At 59.2% G+C, this 23,079-nt stretch carries 12 protein-coding genes; all 12 read right to left on the bottom strand.

The features are described from left to right. Positions 1 to 20: 20 nt before the first annotated feature. Positions 21 to 743, bottom strand: a complete 723-nt coding sequence (locus AC0NID_RS25115) for an HNH endonuclease (RefSeq protein ID WP_473452874.1) — start codon at positions 741 to 743, stop codon at positions 21 to 23. Positions 744 to 793: 50 nt separating this feature from the next. Further along, a complete protein-coding gene (locus AC0NID_RS25120) occupies positions 794 to 2,734 on the bottom strand; it encodes a hypothetical protein (RefSeq protein ID WP_473452872.1) in 1,941 nt (646 codons plus the stop codon). After that, on the bottom strand, positions 2,724 to 7,271 hold the full coding sequence (locus tag AC0NID_RS25125) for an Eco57I restriction-modification methylase domain-containing protein (protein ID WP_473452870.1): 4,548 nt from the start codon (positions 7,269 to 7,271) through the stop codon (positions 2,724 to 2,726). The genes AC0NID_RS25120 and AC0NID_RS25125 overlap by 11 nt, the downstream gene beginning before the upstream one ends. Next, positions 7,271 to 9,676, bottom strand: coding sequence for a helicase-related protein (locus AC0NID_RS25130; RefSeq protein ID WP_474033335.1), 2,406 nt, complete (start codon positions 9,674 to 9,676; stop codon positions 7,271 to 7,273). The genes AC0NID_RS25125 and AC0NID_RS25130 overlap by 1 nt, the downstream gene beginning before the upstream one ends. A gap of 353 nt (positions 9,677 to 10,029) precedes the next feature. After that, entirely contained in the window at positions 10,030 to 15,210 is a 5,181-nt protein-coding gene (locus AC0NID_RS25135; RefSeq protein ID WP_473452868.1) for a DEAD/DEAH box helicase, read from the bottom strand. A gap of 170 nt (positions 15,211 to 15,380) precedes the next feature. Further along, positions 15,381 to 15,866 (bottom strand): hypothetical protein, encoded by a 486-nt coding sequence (locus AC0NID_RS25140; protein WP_473452866.1) that lies wholly within the window; start codon positions 15,864 to 15,866, stop codon positions 15,381 to 15,383. Continuing rightward, complete coding sequence (locus AC0NID_RS25145; protein ID WP_473452865.1) at positions 15,863 to 16,354, bottom strand: hypothetical protein; 492 nt, start codon at positions 16,352 to 16,354, stop codon at positions 15,863 to 15,865. Before AC0NID_RS25145 ends, AC0NID_RS25140 begins: the two co-directional genes overlap by 4 nt. Positions 16,355 to 16,384: 30 nt before the next feature. Then, complete coding sequence (locus tag AC0NID_RS25150) at positions 16,385 to 16,729, bottom strand: hypothetical protein (RefSeq protein ID WP_473452863.1); 345 nt, start codon at positions 16,727 to 16,729, stop codon at positions 16,385 to 16,387. Positions 16,730 to 16,948: 219 nt separating this feature from the next. Next, positions 16,949 to 17,125, bottom strand: coding sequence for a hypothetical protein (locus AC0NID_RS25155; RefSeq protein ID WP_473452861.1), 177 nt, complete (start codon positions 17,123 to 17,125; stop codon positions 16,949 to 16,951). Positions 17,126 to 17,217: 92 nt separating this feature from the next. Then, on the bottom strand, positions 17,218 to 18,234 hold the full coding sequence (locus tag AC0NID_RS25160) for a hypothetical protein (RefSeq protein WP_473452859.1): 1,017 nt from the start codon (positions 18,232 to 18,234) through the stop codon (positions 17,218 to 17,220). Positions 18,235 to 18,449: 215 nt separating this feature from the next. Then, positions 18,450 to 18,947 (bottom strand): hypothetical protein, encoded by a 498-nt coding sequence (locus AC0NID_RS25165; RefSeq protein ID WP_473452857.1) that lies wholly within the window; start codon positions 18,945 to 18,947, stop codon positions 18,450 to 18,452. 1,425 nt (positions 18,948 to 20,372) lie between these two features. Further along, positions 20,373 to 22,967 (bottom strand): DEAD/DEAH box helicase, encoded by a 2,595-nt coding sequence (locus AC0NID_RS25170; protein ID WP_473452856.1) that lies wholly within the window; start codon positions 22,965 to 22,967, stop codon positions 20,373 to 20,375. Between the last annotated feature and the right edge of the window lie 112 nt (positions 22,968 to 23,079).

Below are 23,079 nucleotides of genomic sequence, written 5' to 3' on the forward strand. Positions count from 1 at the left end.
CTCAACCTGCCCCAAACGACCTATGCGAAGCCATGGCGGGTGCGGTGCCAGGCAAGGTTTTTGAAATGACTTGATGTCAGACCGAGCAAGGGAGATGACACCTCAGTGCGCAAGGCAAGTCGCGCCTCTTCACCGAGGGACGGCGAGAGCACTGCCGAACCATCATCCCTGAAGGAGACCAGCCCAGCGTCGAATGCGGCGTCCCACAAGACCGACAGGAGCAAGCCGTTGTGAACGTCTAGCCGCTGGGCATCGCTGTCACATAGTGCCCAAGGAACGATATGGGAGGCCCGCAACAGCGCCGGTTCGCTGATCCCTGTGAGCGGGCAGCGATCTCGCCAATATATCAAGAGGGACCTTCGGAAAATGTCCTGGCCGACCCGTTGGATGACCAGGCGCTCCGCCTCGGTCCTGCCCGAAAGGCCTTTGACCGCCGTCTCGAATTGCTGCAGCGGCGCGTCCGGCAAGCTGTCGCCAAGACGGTAGACTTCCGCAAGGGAGTTATAGAGTTCGGCGAGTATCGGGAAGGTGTAGCGAGCAAGTCCAGGCCCGGATATTTCCGAGTGCGGCAGCCCGAGTTCACCAACTACCCCGGGATGATCAACCGCGAGATACCATGGTCCGGAATTGTCGGCGCTCGCCAGAAAAATCTGCCCGTGTGCCGTGGTGGACGCATATGCCGCCCAGCCGTCCACTTCGCCTCGCTCGATGCGAAAGCCATTGTTGAATGCTGCCTTGCGCATCTCCGTTCTAGTGACAAAATTTGCCGGATTTTGGGGCGCCACTATCACGGCTAAAGATCCATTCCCAGAAGCCGCTCTTCAGGAGGGGACCCTTTGACCAGAAGACGCAACCAGGGGTCGGAACAGAACTCTTCAGGTGGTTCAGTCGTCGTCGTGACGATGTATTGAAACAAAGGAGAAGGGCCGAACTCTTCCATTTTCTTCGCCACATCAAACAGGCCAGTATAGATCGATCCGCCGAGATCAGCCTCCCGCGGGCTGTCATGAACGAGGAAGCCAGGATGGCGCGTTGTGCCTTCGACAGCCATCGACATGACGGCCAGATCAAGCACGGCAATTTTCAGCGAACCAATCGCTAAACCATCGGCTGGGACCCTCAGCCCAAATCCGTTTCCGTCGAGCTTAACGCTGCATCGCGCGTCCGTCGGTGTCACTTCGCGAAACACGGCATCGAAGCGATCGGAAAGCTGAGTTACGACATCGGTGATAGCGGAGCGATGGACCTCGACTTCCTCACCAAGAACCTTGAAACTGCCCTCGCTCCGCGCCACGGCATTCTCTGCAGCCTCGAGTTCAGCGCTTGCTTGGTCGAACTCGATTGCCCTGTCCAGTATCCGTTCTGCACTACGGATCTCCTCGGACCGATCCTGTGCGGTGCGCTCAAGCTGCGCCAAACTGTGACGTCGCTGTTGTAGGCGTTGATCGGCGACCGCCAATCTGCCTTGAAGCGTGGCCAACTCAGCTTGCAAGCGAGCTGTTTCGGCAAGGGCGTTTCGGCGCATCTCTAGTTTTTTGCTGACCTGAAGACGAAGAGCTTCGAGATCGCAGGTGTGTTCTGAAATGCCGCAGCCCTCTGCCCGAGCTTTGTCGATCAGCACGCCGCAGACCGGACATACCGGGTGCTCCAATCGTTGATTCTGAGCGCTCAGTTCCGGGAGTTCGTCCCCCAATACTTTTACCAGAAGCTCTTCAGACGCCTTCTTGTTGCTTGTTATCTCGATCGCGGCTTTGGCCTGCTCTTGGTCTCTGACAGCGCCTTCCACTTCGCTCCGTGCAGCGCGTAGGCGATCGAGAGTGGCCACGATCGGAAGACCCTGCACCCTTGCCAACTGTTCGGAGGCTCTCGTTTTGATGATCGTGGCGTCGAGGCCCGAGGTGTTGTCTGGATTGAGGCTAAGATTCCTCGCCAGTCCTCTCCTCAGTCGCGCAAGGTTCCAAGCTAACTGTTCGGCCTCGGTGCGCTGCTTGCTTAAATCACTGGCTACGGCGTCCCGGCGTCTGCCTGCGTCAATTTCCTCGGGCCGCAAGGCGTCCAGCACAATTCTCATGACCGCCAAGCGGTCCTCTTGCGACCGGTTGCGCCCACTAACGGGAGAATGCGAGCCGCTGTCGGGGCTTCGCCAATCGAGCATATTGCTGAAGCGGCATTCCTGGTCGCGGGTCATCCAGGCAAGCAGCGCCTGCCAAGCTCCATCGCTGCCGATAGATGCCGGCATGAGTTGCACCGCGCCGTCCAGAAACGAGCGCGTAGCAGCGTCCGTGAAGGGGCGCATGCCCGTCGGCTCGGATGGAAGACTCAATATCTCCGCGAATGAGGGACCTTGAAGAGCGTAGTCCTCCTTGTGAAGGCCAAGGGCTCGCCGTATCAACCATGTCTCGCCGTCGAGGCGCACTTCGGCGCCGACCTGTCCAGCAGGCATCTTTTCCAGAACAGCGCGCCGCTGCGCATCCGGCCCGTATCCGCTTTCTCCAAGGCAATAACGCAGAAGACGGCAGAAGGTCGTCTTGCCGCCACCGTGACCGATCTGTCCCCTTCGCGATCCTTCATCCGGTGACCAGATAACATTGAGCCCAGGCTTCAGCGGGATGTTACGGATCTCCTTGCCCGGCTCTTTCCAAATGATCAGCCGTTGCACCCAGAGCCGTGGCTCGACCCACCCACCTGAAGGTTTGAGATTGAGATCGTCGATGGAGAACAGGTCACGCTGCAAGGGCTTCTAGTCCTGCCTCCTCTTCGGCCGATGGAGTAAAGGCCGAGTCGATTTTCAATATCGCTGTCATGGCGTCGAGAGAAAAGCGGGCTCGCTGCGGCCACGAGTCCGTAAAATACGCATCAAGACCTTTGCCAGACGCCCACGTCTGAGCCACGCTATCCTCCACAAGACTGCCTGTGGCAGTCAGAAGGCGCACAGCATCGCCCCATCCGCTAGCTCCCCCGAGCCCCAGAGCCGTGATGCCCGGTCGAGGTTCCGCCTCCACTCCGACCAGGCGCTTCCACTCAACGCGTCTCGCTTCACTCAGATGAGGAGTGAGTAGTCGCGGTTCCAAGGAATAGAGCGCGACGGAGCGCGCGAGACGGACCGGGGTCGGTCCAGGAAGTGCCTTTAGGACTGCCGCGATTTGGGCCAATGTTTTGTCTCGAACACTGCCGCCCACAGGCGTGGCCCAGGCTCCGTCCGGCAGCGCTGTAGTGTTGATAGGCGCGAGGACCGGGGTCGAAGCGACTACGATGCGCGTCGGAACATCGGCGACTTCGCCTCGCTCCATCCTATCCCATGCCTCCAGCACCAGCCGGCGGGTGCGGTATTCGCCGAATTTCCTCATCTCGTTGTTCTTGAGCACGCGGAAGGTCTCGGATGGATAATCGGGGCCTTTCACGTCGGCGGGGTCGAGGATGTAGCGCAGCTCGTCGCGTGTGAGGCCATATGCGCGAGCGTAGAAGGCGTCGAGCTCGGCTCGTAGCATCGCCCGGCGTTCCTCGCCCCAAGAGAACGGCGTTCCGTGATAGCCGAGGTCGCGTGCAAATGGCTCCATGGAATGGCTGGTATAGGTAAGCTCCAGCACGCGCTGAACGATAAAGTCGAGATCCGACTCAGTATAGAACGACGGAGGAATAATAGGAAACTGATTAATGAAATAGAAACTCATGTTTGACCCGCTAACCTTCTGGCGAGCGACAAAATCAAAAGGGAGACTATTCGAGTTTGCTAAAAGCGCCGAGAAAAGCCGACTTGAGCGAGCGACATTCAACAGAAACAGGCTATCGCCTACCCCGAAATCTGACGCTATTGGTTGGGAAATCATAGTGCGCTCGTCTGCATTTCGGGCGTTTCGGCGCCACCCAATAGACCAACCGCGGTTCCAGCCTTTAGCGGCAAGGCGGGCCAAAGTAACTTCTTCCGGCACCCAGTAGCGCGGCTCGACCTCAAAGCTTACATCCTGCTTTTCGGCGAGCGTCGCGTCACGACTATCGGTTCGTTCATAGGTCGCCCAGCGATGATCGAACTGGTGGATCATTTTAGCTTCGTAGAGAGGCACGTAGCGCGCCGCGCGCCGCGCGCTGCCGCCCGGCAGGTCAAGGCTTAGGGCATCGCGGCCGCCGGCGAGGTCAAGCGCGGTCTGCGCCGGTCGCAAGCCTTCGGGAGTTATCCAATCCGTGCCATCCCGCACCAGCCCAATCGCTGCCAGCTGAGCGGAGGTGCGAAAAATGCCGCTGTCGTTCGACATGTGGAACATTGCCATGAACGACGCGCCCCACGGATTCCCTCGGTCACCTTTTGTCTCGTCGATCAGAACCGGGAGGCGCGCATAGATCTTCGCCGTTAGGTCGGCGTCGGCGCGGGATCGGAAGACGGGCGCTGTCTTGGTATTTGGGTTGATGCCCGCTATTTGCTCTGGTGAGAGAGTGAATTTGCGGTCCGGCTCTGCGAGTTCCGCCGGTTCGTTTAGGAAGAAGGCAAAGGCCGCCTTGGCTATTTCCCGCCCAATAGTTAGCAGACAGAACGGATTCCGGTCATCAGTTGATATGAAAAACTTCCTTATCTCAAAAAAACTAAACAGCGACGCCAACCGCTTCTCATCAATCAGTGAGCCGAAGAACGGCGCCGTCGTGGCATCGGTCGCGATGCCGGTTGGCACGATCACACCCGCGCGACCGCGTGGACCAGAGAGCATCGAGAACAATTCCGCGAAAAGCGCGTAGGTGTTGACGTCGCCACGGCCTGAGAGCGCGAAGCGGCCACCCTGCTCGCCCGGCGTTCGCACGAATGTGGAGGCTGCCTCTGCGAGGCGCTTGGCGAACTCGAACGCTTCGTGCAAACCGTGCTCGCGCGAACCCTGTTCGGCTTCGGCGAGTGCCGCAATCATCCTTTCGCGCGCGGCCGCGTTCGGCGCTTGGGCTATCTCCGGTTCCTGCGCCGCAAAGAACTCCTGCTCCTGCAGCTTGATACGTTCCCACGGAGGATTTCCGAGCACGCAATCGAAGCCGCCACGCTCCATTACGTCGGGGAATTCCAGCGGCCAGTGGAATGCGCAAGCGGCGCCGGCAAGATCCTGCGTGCGGCCGACAAGTGGCCCGTAGACTGCGCCGCCAGACAGCGCCTGCCAGACATGGCCGGTCGTCGGGATCGTGACCTGCCCACTACTCACCGGCACGCCGCCGGTCTTCGGCGTCAGGAAGGCCGCGACATAAAGATCGGCGGCGATACGCCATGACCAGCGTCTTGGATCGCGCTCGGCAGCGGCCCAGCCTCGCTTCTTCCGCTCGATTTCTTCGACTGTATCTTCTGGCAGCGCACGCAGCGCTTCGGCGGTCCGGCCTAGCGGCGGGGCGGTCGGAAGCCTGCCCCCGCCGCCTGCGAAATCCAGCGAGCCTTGGCCTTTCTTCTCCGCCTTGTTGCGCGCGGCGAAATGTTTCGCGGTCTCCTTGTCGTCGCCGGTGAGCGGCTTGTATGCCCCGTCGGGAATACCTTCCTGCAGCGCATCGAGATCGAAAAGGCCAAGCAGCGCATCGCCACAACGAATGTTTGCGTCGAGGAAGCCAAGCGGTTTGCCCGGTTCAACGGTCTCGATCCACAGCGCGACCTTTGTAAGTTCCACGGCCATCGGATTGCGATCAACGCCGTGGATGCAGGTGCGAGCCACGTCGCGCAGGGCATGGCGATAATCCGCCGCGCTTGCCACTCCAGCCGAGCGGGCGCGAGCAAGCCGCGTTGCGATGCGTCTGGCTGCTGCAAGCAGGAAATGACCCGAGCCGCAGGCGGGGTCAATAACTGTCACTTTGGACAGCGCATCGGCTGGGTCCTCCGCCTCGGACTCGATGCGGTCCAGCACCGGGTCGAGCGCGCTATCCAGCAACGTCTGCACCAGACTGTCCGGCGTATAATAACTACCTGTGGTCTTGCGCTGGTTGCCCTTGGTCTCAGCGCCTTCGGTGAAGGCCATGGCGCGGCCTTCATTTATGAGGCGTGGGGTCAGCTCCAGCAGGCTCTCATAGACGGAGCCAAGCTCTTCGGTCTCCATGTCACGCCAGTTTACCGGCTGCAGCGACGATGCCTCCTTCAGCCAGGCGAGGCGATAGATGGCCTCCATAAGCGCCTTGTTGGAAAGCCGTGCCTGCTCCAAATCCGGAACTTCGCCACGCGCGAACAGCCCGCCCAGCGACGGCAGACCCAGCAACCTCTCGCCACGATCCAGCGCGGCAAATGTGATCTTCAGCCCTTCCCAGCGATCATGATGAGGGTCCCATGCGGAGCGGCGGATCGAGCGCTCGCGCAAGGCTGCTAGCGAATAGCCCTGCACGTAGAGCTTTCGCGCAGCGGTCGGCGCCGCGGGCGGATGCAGCAGATCGCGGTCCTCCGCTGCCATCAGGAAGATCAGCCGGTAAACGAGCCGCAGAAGCTCCGAAAAGAAACTGGTCAACGGCAGCTCACCGGAAGTGATCCGGGCGCGCAGACTTGAATTCTCGGCGAGAAAACCCGTTCCCAACACGACCAGCGCGGTCTCGACGCCGTCGCGGAGCCGGTCGCGAGCAACCATGCCCTGCTTCGAGCCCTGTTCGCGCCAATTTTCCAGTGCGCAATCAGTCACTGGCGCGGAGGGCTGGCCGAAGCGGCTCGCATGGAGCAACAGCCAGGTTGCCGCAAAGCTGGCGAAATCCTCCGCCTCGAATATCTGACGCAGATTCGCCTCAATGTAGGTCGGCCGCGTAAAGCTCTGGTTGTCGCGCATCAGGCGCAGTTTTTCGCCATTTGAGACGAGGCCCCAAAGTGCTGCGTCGGAATGGTTTAGCCAATCCTGCATTGCGGTGGCAGCCGAACGCTTGCGGCCATCGGTCGGCAGACTTTCACTGGCATGGTCGAGATCGTCCGGCAGGGGAACGACAATTGTCGGCACGCGGCCCGCCAGCGCTTCGAGTGTTACGGCAAAGAGTCGGTGGCCCTCCGTCCGGCTGCCAACCCGGGCAATATTGGAGAAGCCGAAGACCTGGTTGAGAAGCTGCTCGACGAAGCGGGTCGTGGCGATCGATGACGGTGCTTCGACCTTGGCAAAATCCTCGAACAATGCCTGGCCGATGCGGAAATAGCGCGCAATCTCGTCGCGCACGGTGAGGCCTTTCGGCACGCCGTAATCCGCCTCGGTCTGATTGCCTGCACTTCTGCGGTCGATTGCCGACAGCATCGCGGGCGAAATCAGGTTTCCCTCGATCTGTAATGCCGTAAATTCCAGTGCGACAGATTTCTTCTTCATCAGCTTACAGCGGGAACGAGGACAAAAAGGCCGATGACGTCGGCTGGCCGGACTGGCTCCACGGATACGCGCGAAAGGAAGCGACTGGCGTCCGCGCCCGCTCGTCGCAACCGGTCGTGATCCTCGGCAAGGGCCTGCGCGCGAGCCTGGGCGTGTTCGGCGACAGGGTTGTCTATAAGCGCTGATATGCGGGCCAGAGCGGCCTCAACGAGGCGGGTTCGCGCGACATCCGCCAGATTGCCGGCAGCCTCCGCGTCGAGCAGCTTTCGCGCAGCCTCGCCGGCTGCGACCATGCCTCCGGGTTCGAAGGCAATCGCGCTCGCCTCCTCCACAAGCAGCATGCGCTCAACTCGGCCATGCACGGTGAGTTTGAAGCGAAGGCGCAGCAGCGCGACGGTCGTAAGAACCTTCACTGAAGACGACGACCACGCGCCAGCGCGTCCGATCGCGTTCAACGGGCTGGACACCGGGTCAAGCGCACCCTCAAGAAGGGATTCGGCCAGCGTTGAAGGGAGCGGATGGCTGCGCGTGATCACAGTGTGGCCGGGCAACGGTGGCTCGTCGAAGGACAGCTTGATCGTGCCCTCAAGACCACGCGAGGCGAGACGCTCAGCAATCTGTTTCGGCAGTTCGCTTAAATGGGCGCGATATGAGTTATGTTTCTGCATATCGAGTTGCACGTCGAGACGGCTCATGGCGCGGCCGGTGAAGCGAAGCAGTTCCGCCGGACCACCCAACAGCTCGCGCCACTTCTTCCACTCAGGCGCGACCTCCTCCGGCTTCATCGAGTTCTGGGCAAAGCGTGCGCGGGATGCTTTCTCGCCTTCCTCGGCGTCGCGCCAGCGCGCCTCGAAATTCCTGGCATCCTCGTCGAGGCCGAAATCGAGCGTCAATTGCCGGGCTCTACCTTTTCGCAAAAGCACGGCGTTCATAAGGGCGCCGGTAACCGCGCCGCGCTCTTCGGGCAGCGGCACGCTTACACCGGTAGCCTTCCGGATGGCCTCCGCCTTTCGGAGAATTACCTCCAGCACCGCGCCGTCGATGGCACTGTCAGGCGAAAACAGAAGAACCGAACGCACCAGAGGTGCGGGCTGGCCGAAACGGTCGACACGCCCCTCGCGCTGCTGGTGTCTGGTTGGATTCCAGGAGAGGTCATAATGGACTACTGTGTCGAAGAGGTGCTGCAGATTGATACCCTCGGACAAGCAATCCGTGGCGACCAACAAGCGCTGTGCGTCGTCTGCCATGGCTTCGACGCGGGCACGACGCTCGTCACCGGTCAGGGCGCCGGTAACCACTTCGATCCGCAGCTTCGGGAACGCCTTGCGCAGCCCGTTGGCGACGTGATCGGCAGTGGCGATGTAGCGACAGAACACAACGGGATTGGCACCGGCCTTGATAAGCGGCGCCAAGACTTTCACCGTCGCCGCAATCTTGGGATCCGGCGAGCGGGCCAGATGTTCCGCCTGCGCTACGAGGGACGCAAGCGGTCCGGTATCGAGCCCCGAGGCAGGTTCAACATCGATCGCATCCTCGTCCTCTCCGTCGTCGTCGAACACATGATCACCCAAGCGATCTGGATCCGACTTGAGGCGGTTGCGGAGCGCGCTTGCGGCGGCGGCCGGTGACGAGCCGACACACCTCATCAGCGCAAGCGTGCCCCAGAATGCCAAGCGTCGCTCGCGTTGGCCTGCTCCGGCGCGCTCCACAACACCGAGGCAATAGTCGAGAACCGCATCATGGAAGGCACTTTGTGCGTTGTCGAAGCTGTAGGGACTCTCGCTCGTTTCGTGACGAGGAAATGAGCGCTCCTCACCCCATTCCCGCGAAGTGACATCGATGCGCCGCCTTTGCACAAAATGGCGGGCAAGTCGGATCCGCGACCGTTCATCTTCGAACGCGCGTCCGGAAAACTCCGGATCTATCAGTCCAAGCAGGCGCTCGAACGCCTCTTCGTCGCCGCTATGCGGCGTCGCGGTCAGCAGGATGAGATGGCGGGCGGCATCCGAGGAAAGCCGCATCAGCAACTCGAACCGCTGATGACGGCCTTGATGCGTGCCAACACATGCATGCGCCTCGTCCACGATTACGAGATTGGGGCAGGCCCTTGCGAAAGAGTCGCGACGCTTTTCCGCTTTGATATAATCGAGGCTGACCACCGTCTGCGGATGGGCATCGAATAGCGTCATGTGCTGCGGCAATCCGCGCTCGAGCCTGGCCGCCGACGCAGCCGTGACGGCCACCGCGTCGATGTCAAATTTTTCCTTCAGCTCTCCCGTCCATTGCTCGACCAGATGCGGCGGGCAAAGAACGGTGAATGCGTCAGCTTCGCCGCGATCGATCAGCTCGCGCAAGATCAGCCCGGCCTCGATCGTCTTGCCGATTCCCACGTCGTCGGCGATCAACAGTCTGACGGTTTGAAGCCTCAGCGCCATAATAAGCGGAACAAGCTGATATGCTCGAGGTTCAAACGAGAGGCGAGCCGCGGAACGAAACGGTCCGGCGCCTCGGCGTAGAGAAAGTCGCAAGGCTTCCGACAAGAGTTGGGCCGCGGATTGAGTCGCTAACGGCTCCCGTTCAGGGAGTGCAAATCGAGCAGGCCTGGGTTTCTCGGTCTCGAGATCGGGGTGTATCAGTTGGATGTCCGCCTCGGCGCCTGAAAGCGGCCGAAGGCATAGCCAACCTTCTTCCGGCGAAGGCAAGGCCACCCATTCGCGACCTCGAGCGTAGATGAGGTCTCCAGGAGAAAATGCCGCCGTCAATCGTCCACCCCCAGCAACCGACGCAATTCCGCCAATGCAGACGTCGAAGGCGTATGCGGCAATTCAACAAGCGCAAACCCCAGCGCCTCGATCTCGGCAAAATCTTCAGGTCCCATCGACGAATCGATCGCGGCCACAAGATGCGTTCGCCACACGAACGGCAATGTCTGTGAACCGATTTTCAAAGGCTCTGCATCGGGGCTTAAGATGCTTCCCTCATTGAATGCGGAGGCCCAGGTCCCGTTTACCGCGTCCGAGGGGCGCCTGACCGGTGCAACTTCGCTGCAAGCCAATCGCAGAAGCATGCGCTTCGCATCGTTGTCCGTGCGATCTATAAGTTCCTGATCCGGCTGGTTGTAGTAGGACAGCAGACAGCGGTAGCACCCCTTCACGCAATTCGCGTCCGGCACATCCACCAGCATGTCCGAGTCGCGGGAAGCGATCGCTTCGTCCACCTTGTCGAAATGCATGAGTTGCAATGCAGTTCTGGCAACTCTTCTTATAGCCTCTGGCTCGCCTACAATCCGCCCAAGAACGCCGGCACCTCCCTCTGTCGCCTCGAAAGCGAGTAAGGCGCGACGGTTCTCGCGACCCGGCACTGGCTCAGTGAGGACTTCACCTTCTTCGAGTTGGAACGCGATCTCGATACCGCGTGTCAGTGCGTGCTGAACAGTGGTAATAGCCGTTTCGCTGAGGTCCTCGTCGGAAGGGCGAATCAGCGCTGTATTCTTATTGTCCTGCACGATCGGCACGACCCGCTGCGTTACCGGCCCGTCTGGTGTGTCGACCTCATCGCCATCGTCGTCAGGAGTCTTGGTCCATCGTCCGGTGGCGGCGTCGATGCCGAAACCGAGAATGCTCTTTTCCTTTCGCCTCCGAAGGCCCTTGTTGATCCGGCTGATCAGCGCGCCATGTGCATAGTGGATGTCGGCAATCGGACCATACCGATCCTGCAGTGTCGCCGAGGTCACATCGATCTGACCATCGCGCAGCGGCCATGAGAAAACGGTCTGAATCTCGAACCCCTGCCTTTGCCGATCCTCGTCGTTTGCTGTTATTCGCTCGGCAGGCGTCGTCTCGACATTGTCGATGCGCAGGATGTTACGGATCGGATGGATATCCGCGATCAATGCACCGCAGGCATGGCATCGATCCTGTTCCCGGTCGTGCGCAGCGCCACATCTGTCGCAGATGTAAATCTTGGTCGTCATGAGCTTGCCGTCTGTCGTGCCACGCATATCCGGCGACAGCTTGGCCTTGTAGACACGGTAGGCGCGGCCCTCGTGGTAGATGAGACTCCGAGGTCCGAATTCGGCGATGGCTAGAAACCGTGCCCGTTGGAGATAAGCCGCTTTGGGTCCGCCGGCACCGATGGCCGGCACGTAAGCGTAGAGTGGCAGCCGTGGAAAGTTATAGCCTGGCAAGAAGCCTTCGGTCGCCAGGTAGCGATATGTGTAAAAATCGGATCCGCCAGTTGCTCTCCCCCTCTCGAGAAGAGCGAGCTGCTCGTTCGCTTGCGCCTGCGCGATCTTGGCGTCTCTTCGTTCCTGCTTTTCGAGGCCGTGCATCTCCGACTTGCGATTGGCTTCGATCAGTTGCGTGCGAGCCCCTTCGTAAAGCTGACGCCAACGCCCGAAAGCCTCGGAGAATCGCTTGCTGGCGTTTGCGACAACCGAAGCCAGGAATTCCTCCCGTTCACTCGCCCAGCTTGCTCCGGAAGCCGTAAGCTCGAAATCGATGCTGTCGAGGACCCGGCGCATTGGGTCTGCAGCCCGTTTGGCCAATGCATCGGAGCTAAGGTTTTCAGCAATTGTCTGAGCTACTGGAAGGCCCGGCTTTGTGAGGTCCAAAACGTGCGGTATGTCAGGCGACAACTCCTGGCCTGCCTCCGCAATCCAAACAGCGTGGAGATGGGCCTCGATCAGGTCCCGATTGGCAAGATCGAGAGCTGGTGGGCGAACAATTCCACCCACCATCTGGTCTCGGCGTGAAAAGTAATACTGGTCATGCGGGCTTTGGGCCGCGCAGTAAGTGACGACAAGCGCCGCCTGCCCAGAGCGTCCAGCTCGCCCGGATCGCTGCGCATAGTTTGCCGGAGTTGGCGGAACATTTCGAAGATAGACGGTATTAAGCGCCGAGATGTCGACGCCCAATTCCATCGTCGGTGAACAGAACAAGGTCGGCAGGAACTGATCCGGTTCTTGCGCAATCCGCATCTCCTCCCGATGCTCTGCGATGCGAGCCCGATCGTCTGTCCCAAATCGAAATCGCCATTCGCGCCATTCTCGTCGTTCCTGGTCAACCTGCGCTGTGTGCTCGCGGCTTTCCAAGCCGAACAAACCATCCCCACCAGCGTCCAGCGCCGCCGCGAGATGATTGTAGAGTTCAAGAAAATAGGGGTTCGGTTGCTTCTCTTGAACCGCAGGGCTTCCAGCTACCAGTCGAACCGCGTTAGCTGCCAGCTGCCAGCCTTCGACATCAAAGACTGTCTGAATAGGCCGGACAAGCTGATACTCAGCGGCTGCGCGTAGCAGCGCCTCGAGGACTTCTTGATACCTGGTCCCGGACAGCCGTTCGCCCCAGATGCTGGAACGGTTCAGTTCCCTGGCGAGCCTGCTCCTAGGTCCGCCACGAATGATTAAAGACTCACTACGGAGATTGGTGTCGTTCTTGCTCGGTGCAACGACGATCAGTGCGGCCGCCGACCGCAGATTCTCGCGGTCTGAAATCGTCCAGGGTTCCCGCAGGAACTGCCCGGCGGAACGCATCGTCGTCTCCAACGCCTGCAGGTCGAGCGTTTCTGCCGAAATAGCGAGCCCTTGCCGCAATGCTTCGAACAGAATGCGCAGGACATTTCTTCTTCGCTCGGGCGCCAGATTCCGAAGCTCTGCTGGCGCGCTCGTAAACGCCTCATCATCTGCGGCCAATTCGTCGATTGCAGCGTATTCGGCCGATATCAATCCGAGCTCTTCGAGATTGGGATTGGTGAAGCGCCAGCCGCGTTTTTGGTCGGCCCAAACCCGATAGGTCAGAACGCGTGATAGCGCACGTTCCGCATCCTGACGATGGATGCCTTTTGTCTCTGGAGCGATCATCCACTCGTGGCGACGTTCGTCTTTGTTGGAAACAAATCCTAGTTTTGCCTGAACCCTCCGGCCGAACTCCTCTTCACGTAGTCCTTCGCTCCCCGCGGCCCGTATCGCCGCCAAGAGTGCAGCCCGTAGCAATGTCACGAAAAGGAAATCGTTGAAATTGCCGGCCTGAAGCGCTGCGTCCTGTCGATTGTCCGTGAACCCAAGCAGCTTTCGCTTGTCCTGCGGGATGCCATTTTCTTGCCTATTCATCCAGCGTAGCGTGCTTGATACGAGAAGAGTTGTGGCCGAACTTCGTCCTTCGGCAGAAAGACTGGCGAGCTTGTTTCTCTCGCGCGCCCTACTGGAAGGCTGATGCCCGCAGGCCGGACAGAACCTGAATTTCCCAGAGAGAAACAAGCCATGCTTGCCACTTTCGCCGAGCTGCCCATCGACCTGAACGGTGAGTGGGTTCGGCACCCATTTTCGCCGATCTTTCCGCAACTGAAGACCTTTTGGTCCAAGCTCCGTCCAATCTTCGGGAAAATCTTCGGGCGATCCGCTGAAGCTGAAATCAGAGTCGCCTTCAGGAATCGGCATGAAGTAGCCGGCCTCATCTTCGCTATCGGAGTCATCAACCGGCGGGTCGTCAATTGATCGTGGCAACGCCCGCCGCACCCCCTCGTCATCTGCAAGCGTTACTGAATGGAATTCCTGGCCACACCCTCTGCAAAAGAAGGTCGGATAAAGTCTGGCCTCCGTGTCCTCGGGGTCGAAACGCTGCCCGTCGAGCGTGACCCGTCGGTCGTCCGCTCTCAGCGTCGCATAGACGCCGCCCGCCCCAGAAAAGAACCTGTGCAACTTAAAGGCTAGGAACGCGCGGTCTCCAGATCCGCCCCTATCTTTCCCAGACCGGCTCATCAAAGTCAGCATCGCCTCGATCTGCTCACGGCAAGTCTTTTCCGCGCACCCGGTGAAGTCGGCGAGCTTCCGAGCAGCCCCGGATATCGTGGTCGGTGGGCGTCGGCTCAGGGTTTGTTTGTCAAGAAGTCCGATCTCTAACTCGATCCAGACAGCCAGCGGATGCTTCCAAAGAGCAGCATCGTGGAGGTCGCTGACGATACCCTTGTTGACGACATCGGCGAGAAGTGTCTTCAAAGCATCAGTCTTGATTGACTGATCGGTGGCCCTCTCCAGAGTCTCGTCGATCACCGCATCGGGTGAAACGTTGGTTCCGAACAGCCTGGTCGCTACGGCAGCCACCACCTCTGCACGCTTTGTGTCAGATCCTTCACTCGCCATTGTGGCCGATGTTCCAATGCACACCGGCTCCTTATTGGAGCAGAGCCGATCTCGGACACGACGCACGAGCATCGCCACGTCAGCACCTTGCCGGCCGCGGTAGGTATGCAACTCGTCCAGAACGATGAAATCCAGGTCTCGCGCATTCATGATCACCGTCTGGTCAAGCGAATTTTGACGGGTCATCAACAGTTCCAACATCATGAAGTTGGTGAGCAGGATGTCGGGTTTTGCGCGGCTTATAAGTTCGCGTTCCTCGGCGGACTCCTGGCCGGTGTAGCGGGCAAAGGTCGGGCGAAGCCTAGCTTCGAGCCCGGACTGCTCCACGAACTTTTCGAGTTCCTTGATCTGGCTGTTGGCCAGCGCGTTCATCGGATAGACGATAATGGCGCGCGTTCTCTGCGGTTCGCCTGCGGCCCGGGCGCGAATAGCCGCGTCTATGATGGGAACAAAGAAGCAAAGCGACTTGCCCGAACCGGTTCCGGTTGTAACCACAAAGGATCTTCGGGAGATCGCCTTGGAAACAGCCTGTTCCTGGTGCCGGTGCAATGTGATCGGAGCGCCGCCCACCCGAAAGACTTTGCCGGTTTCGGGATGAAGCGAGCCGTCCTTGACCAGGTCAGCTATTCCGGCGCCACGTTCAAAATGAGGGTTGATCGAGATCAGCGGCTCGGGCCAGAATCGCCCGCTCGCATAGATCTCGTCAACGCTGCGGCGGATATCGGCTGCCCTGATGCGCGTGAATGACCGGGAAAAGCGCTCGTAGTCGTTTACGAGAACTCTGTCGAGTTCGAACACATTCATGGAATCCCCCGCAGCCAAGCGCTGCCCTACCAGTGGACGATCTTTGGCGAAAACTATTCTGGGGTCAATCTTTCGAATTAGACGCCCTCTTCCAGGTCGAGAAGCTATCGTTCTTCGGAAAGAACGGCGAGAGTGGTCCCGCCGTTCTTTTCGAAATCGCTATTCGACGGCTAATACGTTTTTCCTTCGAAGAGCAAATTTCCGGCGCGACGCAAGGCCTCCGCCTGCAGCTCGAGACGGTTGGCCCGCCGGAAAAGCTTTCTACCCTCTCGCGCCACTGCCCTATCAACAGCTTTCTGGTCTTCAATGGCGGCATAGTCAGTGTCGTCGTCGAGGGCCTCATCCTCGCTTCGAGAATATTTCGCTGTCGTTTCTGCAACAATCTTTTGCAGCGCGGGATTCAGCTTGCCTGTGCGAACAACGTTTGGTTGCCCAACGTAGTCGCCGAAGTGGCGCGCGACTTTATAGACCCGAGCGAGCTTGCGGCGCGAGTTTCGTAGCGCCTTTGTTTTCGGTATTCCACCCCAAGTGATGACTTGGCCAGATTCGAGCGCTTCGATTTTATCGCGAAGATCATCTGCAAACGCCGAAAGGGTGGACCACCGATTGTTACTCGACATTGCCTCGAGCGTTTTGCGCGTCGGAAGCCGATTCATGCGGCTTCTCCCGTCTGGCAGGGGTTGACCTCGGATCGCGCTATCGGATCGCACGCTGAACAGCGGTCCTCATCTGCCTCATCATCGTCTACCTCGCGCTCATACATCATATCCTGGAAGTGCTTTCGCACCATCGCGACTTGTCTTGCAGCGTCCAATAGATCGCTTTCGGCAAGTTCCAGGCACAACGAGGGAGATTCGTCCTGTTCAAGCTGGTCCCGCAGGTGTTCAAAGCAGTCAGAGAGAAACTCCAACACCTCAGTATAGGGGGTGAACATCTCGTCCGCTGAAATTGTCGACCTTATCCTGCCCGAACGATTGAACAGCGTGATGCCGTCCTGCAGGAATTCTGCGAATAGCTCCCGCTCGGAAACCGTTGCGGGTGTGTGGTAGCTGGTGGTAATATTGCTCATTGAGATATCTCCTGTTGATGAGCGTCTTCGGGAAATTTCAATCTGCGGCATGGCCTTGGATGCACCCTCGGTCATGCCGTTTTCGTTTTACGCGTTCGACGTTTCCTAGCCTCCTTTCACCTTCCATTCCGGCAGCGTCCACCGGACCTGCTTGTCGAGCCGATCAAGAATTTTCCTGATCCGAAATGAATCGGCCTCGGCCTTGGACCTAATGAACGGGTCATGAAGCCCGACCCGCTCAAGATCGAGCAGCGTGTCGTTCAACTCCTTGCGCTTGTAGCGATTGATGATGCCGGCCAGGGTCGTCGCTGCATCCAGCAAGCACTCTACGGTTAGCTCGGCGCGGCCGATCGAGTCTGTCAGATGCGTTGGCAGTTCCAAGCCGTCCAGGTCGGACGGAAAGTCCGGCCCGCTGTCGTCCTCAAATTCAGGCGGGTCGATGCCTGCCATGCGCAAGGCAATCTCGGCATCTGACCAATTGGAGTCGGAATGAAGGAAGGCGAAAAAGGGCTGCCTCAGAAATGGCCGCGTCATCTCCGCGGCTTCACTCTTCGCCCTCGCCGCTGCCTTCCGGCGCTCGTAATGCCGCCGCTGTCGTTCTGCATTTGAGAGTGCCATATTTGCTCGCTCCTGATTTCAGGTCGTTAGTATCAGAACATAACGGTCGTGTCAATCAGATTCTAACGGAGCATCGTTGCATTTTATGCCAGCCGGCCATACAGCAGCATCCATCAGCGCCGCCACCACCTCATCGCGGCGGGTCCAGCCTTGTGCTTGAGGGTCGAATGGGCCGGCGAGGCGATCGACCAGGGCATTCCAGGTTTCGTCAGGCAGATAAGCGTCCATATCGGAACTCCTTCGTGTTTAGACGCCCGATATGTGAATCGTTCTGCGTCGCAATTCAAGAAAAAAATTCAATTAAAACAATACGTTAGTCACTAGTGAGTTACACTGGTCCGCGAAAGGGGGAGAGTTTTCATGAGCTTGATGACTTCCTGAAGCTGGCCGGAAAAGATGCAATCGGCCAGCCGGCGAACTGGCTTTGTCGCGAAATACCAATCGCCATTGATCGGCCGCGCGATTCCTGCGAGCCGGCCATGCTGCGGTAGCGGCCGAATGAACATCCACCTCTTCGAGCTGTAGTTGGCCCAAACGACGCTCGGCTCGTTCTTGGTGCGGGCCTGGTGCTGACGAGTCGTCTCCCACTCGCCTGCAGCCAGACGCAACGCCTTCCTCGCCGCCTCGGCCTCTTTGGGTGCAATCTGAAGCTCGCCATGCAAGTGCAGCCGATGATGATCGGAAACCTCCAATGCGAACCAACAATCGACGTCACGGCCAAGCGCTGCCTCAAGACGCCGGGCGATGCGCTTCGACAGCCAGCCGGCGGTTGATGACGCGGCCCTGGCCTGGGCCTCAATGTCCCGAGACAGGTTAAGCGTAAAGCCGTGCACGTGGCCGACTGAGCGAAGGGCGTGGTGGAACCATTCGAGACGGGCCGGGTCGCTTAGATCGCGCCAAGCCGCCGGCAGGACGTGCTCACGCAGGCCAGGCAGTCTAACGGCATAGTCGCGCCAGAAACGGGCTTGTCGAAGCTCTTCGGCGTCGGTCAGAGTCTCGGGCTTGTAGGACGATGAGACGTTCGGGTGCGTAGGAGAGTTGGTTAGGTGGATGACAGGGTAGAGAGGGTGGGAGGGAGTGACGTGGGTAACTGAAGTCCCCCCATTCGCCCGCAAGTCGTCCAACACCGCAACCGCTTCGAACAATGGGCGAAATAGGGCATCACGAAAGACGGATTTGACCCTCCTTCGTTTTACTTTGTTGTCAACGCGGGCCTCTGCGTCGAGGGCTTCGAGCGGCTTTAGATCGTCGTCGTTGAGGGTATCGAAATCGATACCATCGGGGCGCTTTGCCTGCGGGTCAGCCTGACAAGCAGGCGCGAAACTGCTATAATTCACGTCATCACCATCGTTGACCGGTCGCCTTCGCGGAAGGTCGGCCGGTCTTTTTTGTCTGCCGATATTATAGCGAAAAACGCCCCGCCTGTCGGTCGGACTTGTCACCTTCTACTCGTTGCCACACTGAAGATCCGGGTCCCTAGACCCTCAGCCAATCTGCGCAAGGCCGGATGACCTCGGTCCTTTGGCCGACATAGCTGTGGCCCGTCTCGCCATCAGAATTTGGCTCTGCGACGCCGCTGGCGGAGTTTAGCCTGTTCGCTTTTGTGCGCAGCTTTCTCCTCAGGGGTCATACTGGAAAGGTCTTGATATGGCCGCACAGCACGACCCTGCTCTGCCTGGATCTGAATCGCATATTCAAGCCGCTTTTGCTCGCGATCGGCCTTGCGCTTCTTAGGGTAGAAGTCCGGCGTGTTCTTCTTCGTCAGGGCCTTGTATTTCGGAATAGCCTTCTGGATCAGCGCGAGCCTGGCAGCCTTGTCGGACGCCTGGCAAGCGGTCGCATTGACTCCGGCCGTCGTATGCGAACCCTGGGCGGGATGGTGGTCGAGGATGCTCCAATCGACGTCCGGACCGTCGCCGCCTAAGTCAAGTTCGAGGACCGGACCATCTTCTTCAGCCTCGAGGTTACATCGAGCCGCCTGCTCCATCTCTTCGTCGGTTAATGGTCGTGACCGGTCACTAGGCTTTGACATGTGGATCTCTTCATTCACGTCGGCATGTCACGCTTTTCTCCTAGTGTGTAGGTAATTACAAGTTCTACAAAGATTCTAATAGAGACCGAAAAGCGTGACACGCTAACCAAGCTTGTCGCGCCTGCGGCGCGACGGGCTGCGCTCCGGTTCCGGCGCTCGCTTCGCTCGCTTGTCACCTCCGCTAGCCCGGCGATTTGAGATCACCGGAAGAGTGCGGACGAAACAGAGAAAGCGCCCGGTGTGGAATCTCGCCCGGTGAACCAAGAGGCACTCACGACGAAGCTTTTCCGCCGTCCGGCGTCAATGCCGTCCGGCTCTGACAAATCGGCTCGACGGCGTTGGGCGCAGGCAAGCTCTCTGGGGCGCTCCGCCGCCGACGAAGCTTCCCCTCGCGCAGACGGCACGGCAGCGCTTGGTGAGCTCCCCTGGCGCGAACAGAGCGAACCCGCGTGCTGGTATGGCCTGTGCCCAGTTCTTTGTGGTGAAGCTCCTCTTCCAGGCATCTGAGATCGAGAGCCTGGCCGCACGCCAGACAGGCGACGAAATACTCCTCCTCGCGGCGTGGCGATGCGTCGTGAACGCCTTGAGGCATGAGGATGTCGTTGCATTCGTCGGACACCGGATCCGCCGGCATTGCCGCCCGCTGTATCGGAACGCCTGTCGGGAGAATCTGTTTCGAAGTCAGCGACGTTAAGCCGAAGAAGGCTCTCGGGCGAGCCGAGGAGAGGCGCCTGGTTGAATTTCAAGGCGTCGAAGGCGATGAGGCGGTGCTGAAATTCCGAAACTAGAGGGGTTGATATATATTTTACGGACAAGCCATTCGATGGTCTCCTCAGACCGGTTGAGCTCCGACAACTGCGCTGATGTGCGTCACGGATCCCGTCCGAGTGGATTTCCCGAACTCTGCCAGGCGCTGTTCCAACACGCGGATCGAATACCTATTCGCCTTGGCTTTCTGGCATTTTGGGTCTCTGCCACCACTATCGCTCGGACAAGGGGCGGCCTTTGTTTGATAGCTATTCCGTCCGCCGGACGCATGGTCGGAGCCGAGGGGAAATCATGAGCAGAAGCGTCGCTGAACGGGAGCAGATCCACCACATGCCGGTAGTTTACATCGTCGGGAATTTTTTTTGAGATCGTCCGGACGACAACCTAGGGGAAACTTAGCGCAACCAATAAGTCGAAATCCATCTTCGGGTCGATGATGATTGAACAGAATCTGGTTTACGTCGGCAACCTGAAGTCGATTAAGGTTACCCGACCCCAGTCACTCTGAACGACCGATTTCGGACTATCTAAGACTTCCGCCGCGAGAGCCGGAACGATGCAGTTTGATCCCGATGGCGATTCATGCCAACAGTTCGTCAACGATAGCTTTGCGCCTAACGTCGGTCTTAAGACTGATCTCGCCATTTCTCCAAACGGGACGATGGGAGTGCTAGATTACTTTCCGACAAACTCCATCACATCGGCGGCAGCTTTCAGGCGTTCTATGATCGTGGTTTGAGTCAACCCGTCCTTGTGGAGGCGACCCTTCGCTTCGTCCTTCCAGAAGAGGTCGCTGTTCGGCGGCAATTTCGCTTTCAGGTCCCTGACCGTCTGAACGGCCCTCTTGGCCCATTTCTGAAAATCATCGACCGACCAGTAAAGCACCTTCTTCAGTGCGGGCTTCGCACCGATCCCCGCCTTAACGCACGGCGTGATGAGAACAGCGGTCATGCTCAACTCGTCCGCTCCCGGCACGTTTTCCTTGATCCAGTCGGGGTGCATCGCGGCCTGTTTCGCCTTTTCGGCCCCAAACACCGACGTGGCGCTGCCATTAGCGTGATCCTCGAACACAATACCTTTGGTTTCCCCGAGCCACCAAGGATCGGGCGCAGCGTCAGATTCTTCATTTCCCGAGATGAAGCCGAGCAATTCCCCCAATTCGCGGTGGCCCTCTTCGAAAGTCTCCGGATTTCCTAGATTTTTGAGGATGCGCTTAGCCTTCTTCTCGAACGCACGGTCGTTCGCCGTGCCCATCGCCAGCAGCGCTGCTTCAAGACGTTCGACTTGGACGATGGCGTCCTCATCCACGATCTCGGCCTCGGTTGCCTCGTCCGCCGATTGCGCCTTTGCAAGTCGAGCCAGCCAGCCGACGCCCGGAGCGGCCTTCATCGCTTCGCTGAATTGCTCCCGCGCCGCCTGCCGGGGCGCGTCATTTGCGGCTTTCGACATGGACCAAGCGACGGCGCCGGCAAGATAATGCCACAGGGCGCGATAGCCGCGTAGTTCAGGCGCTGTCAGCTTTGCCGTGATCGCCCGTGCCTCGACGAGCGCCGTGTCCGTGTCTCCCATCCACAGCGCCTTCGAGTAGCGCACCTCGTGGGCGACTACATCTTCGAGAATGTCCATCGCTGGATAGGGAGTCTGTGTATACTTCTTCGCTTCGTCCAGGATTTCGGCGTTCGCCTCCGCCCAGTCGTTCTTGTTAGCAAGGAAGCTCTTGAAGTTGTCGATGAGATCGTCCGTCTCGACATCCTTCGACTGCTCGACACCGAAGGCGAGTTCCGCCTGAAGCTCGGGATGGAAATGCGCCCAGTTGCGGTCGTCGGCGAGATATTCGAGGAGTTCATGGCCGGTGACGAACACTGCGGAACGATCCTGAAGCGCGCGGGTGCACCGGCCGGCCGCCTGCAACACGCGCGTCTGAAGCCGCTCGTTAAAGAGCGCCGTCGCGCTCATCTTGGTCATCAGAAAGCGCTCCTGGGCGTTGGTCGCCTTGGGCAGACCGTCAAGGCACAGCAGGCGGCATTCATCGTTGGGAAAGTCGATGCCGTCGAAGCGACCCGCCATGATGGCTGCTGCCTTCTCGGCACCGACGAAATCCTCCTTCGAGTTCTCGATGTCGGCGGCGTTAAAGATCTCGAAGCCGTCCAGTTCCTCGACCTGCTTGCGGATTGTCTTCGCCGCCGCGTCGTTTGGTGTCAGCACGACGGATCGTCCGGCGAGCTTCTGCATTTTCAGGCGCAGCTTCTCGCATTCGGCTTGCTCGAGCGACAGGCCCGGAAATATGAAGAAACGACGTCCGACGCCCGTCGACCGGAAGCCTTCGGGGGCCGGCAGGCGCTTGATCGACGCGGTGCCCGTCAACCGCTCCAGATCGCCACCGGCACCCAGTGTCGCGGACATGAAAATGCGCTGCTTCGCTTTGGCGAAAGGAGCATGGGTCCACACCGGCGGTATCAGCGGGCGAATGAGGATTTCACGGGATGCGAGATAGACGTGGCAGGACCGCAGGTGATCGCGCAGCAATCGCCAGCGGAACGTCACGTCGTCGCTGGCGTCGGAATTGGCGTCCAAGATAGCAGTGAGCTTCGGTGCGATCTCCTGAAGGACGGTGGAGGGCAGTTTGTCCACCCAAGTTGCATCGGAGGGGTCTCTCCACTCCCCGGTTAGACGCGCATGGGATTGGCTGGTCAGATAGGGGCGTAACAGATCACTGATGGCGGCATGAAGCGCGGCATGGTCATCGTCGCCGGCCGGTATCTCCAGCGACCACATCTTGGCGATGTAGTTCTCGGCGGCATGGGCATCGTCGATGATGACAACATCGGGATTGTTGAAGAAAGGGCTGACGTTGAACAGGCTCGAATACGTCGTGACGGCGACTTTGCTGCCGGTCGTATAGTCTGACTTCGCGGAGGCGGGGTAATCCCGCTTCGCGCTGGTGAAGCCCACGGCATCGATACCATAGCGGTTCTGCGCCTGGTCCACGGTCTGATTGACGAGCTGGCGAGTGGGACAAAGATAGACGACACGCTCTTTGAATTTGCGACGCCGCCATTCCGCGATCAGCAGGCCCACAAGCGTCTTCCCGCTGCCCGTCGGCAACTGAAGGGCGACATCCTTCTCGTCGACCATCTTGTCACCATAGGCGCTGAGCATATCGCGCTGATGCGTCATGACATCAGGGAGTTTGCGCCGGGTAAGAGTCTGGAACAGCTTTGCGGGAGAGTCCGACGCACTCAGGATCGAAGTGTTCTTCTTGAAAGCCATATGCTGTGCTTATCCCTAAAACATCACTTAATCATTTCTTGGCTCGCCTGATCTCAGGAAACCTGCCCGATGTCGAGCCTTGCCAGCATGTAGTGGGCCAACCCACGCAGCC

The sequence above is a fragment of the Mesorhizobium sp. WSM4821 genome (genome assembly GCF_055901555.1).

What these genes read in the sequence shown, in the direction of transcription:
- AC0NID_RS25125 (WP_473452870.1), bottom strand. Translation starts at nt 7,271, where the DNA reads ATGAAGAAGAAATCTGTCGCACTGGAATTTACGGCATTACAGATCGAG.
- AC0NID_RS25115 (WP_473452874.1), bottom strand. Translation starts at nt 743, where the DNA reads ATGCGCAAGGCAGCATTCAACAATGGCTTTCGCATCGAGCGAGGCGAA.
- AC0NID_RS25140 (WP_473452866.1), bottom strand. Translation starts at nt 15,866, where the DNA reads ATGAATCGGCTTCCGACGCGCAAAACGCTCGAGGCAATGTCGAGTAAC.
- AC0NID_RS25170 (WP_473452856.1), bottom strand. Translation starts at nt 22,967, where the DNA reads ATGGCTTTCAAGAAGAACACTTCGATCCTGAGTGCGTCGGACTCTCCC.
- AC0NID_RS25135 (WP_473452868.1), bottom strand. Translation starts at nt 15,210, where the DNA reads ATGAATGTGTTCGAACTCGACAGAGTTCTCGTAAACGACTACGAGCGC.
- AC0NID_RS25150 (WP_473452863.1), bottom strand. Translation starts at nt 16,729, where the DNA reads ATGGCAGGCATCGACCCGCCTGAATTTGAGGACGACAGCGGGCCGGAC.
- AC0NID_RS25155 (WP_473452861.1), bottom strand. Translation starts at nt 17,125, where the DNA reads ATGGACGCTTATCTGCCTGACGAAACCTGGAATGCCCTGGTCGATCGC.
- AC0NID_RS25145 (WP_473452865.1), bottom strand. Translation starts at nt 16,354, where the DNA reads ATGACCGAGGGTGCATCCAAGGCCATGCCGCAGATTGAAATTTCCCGA.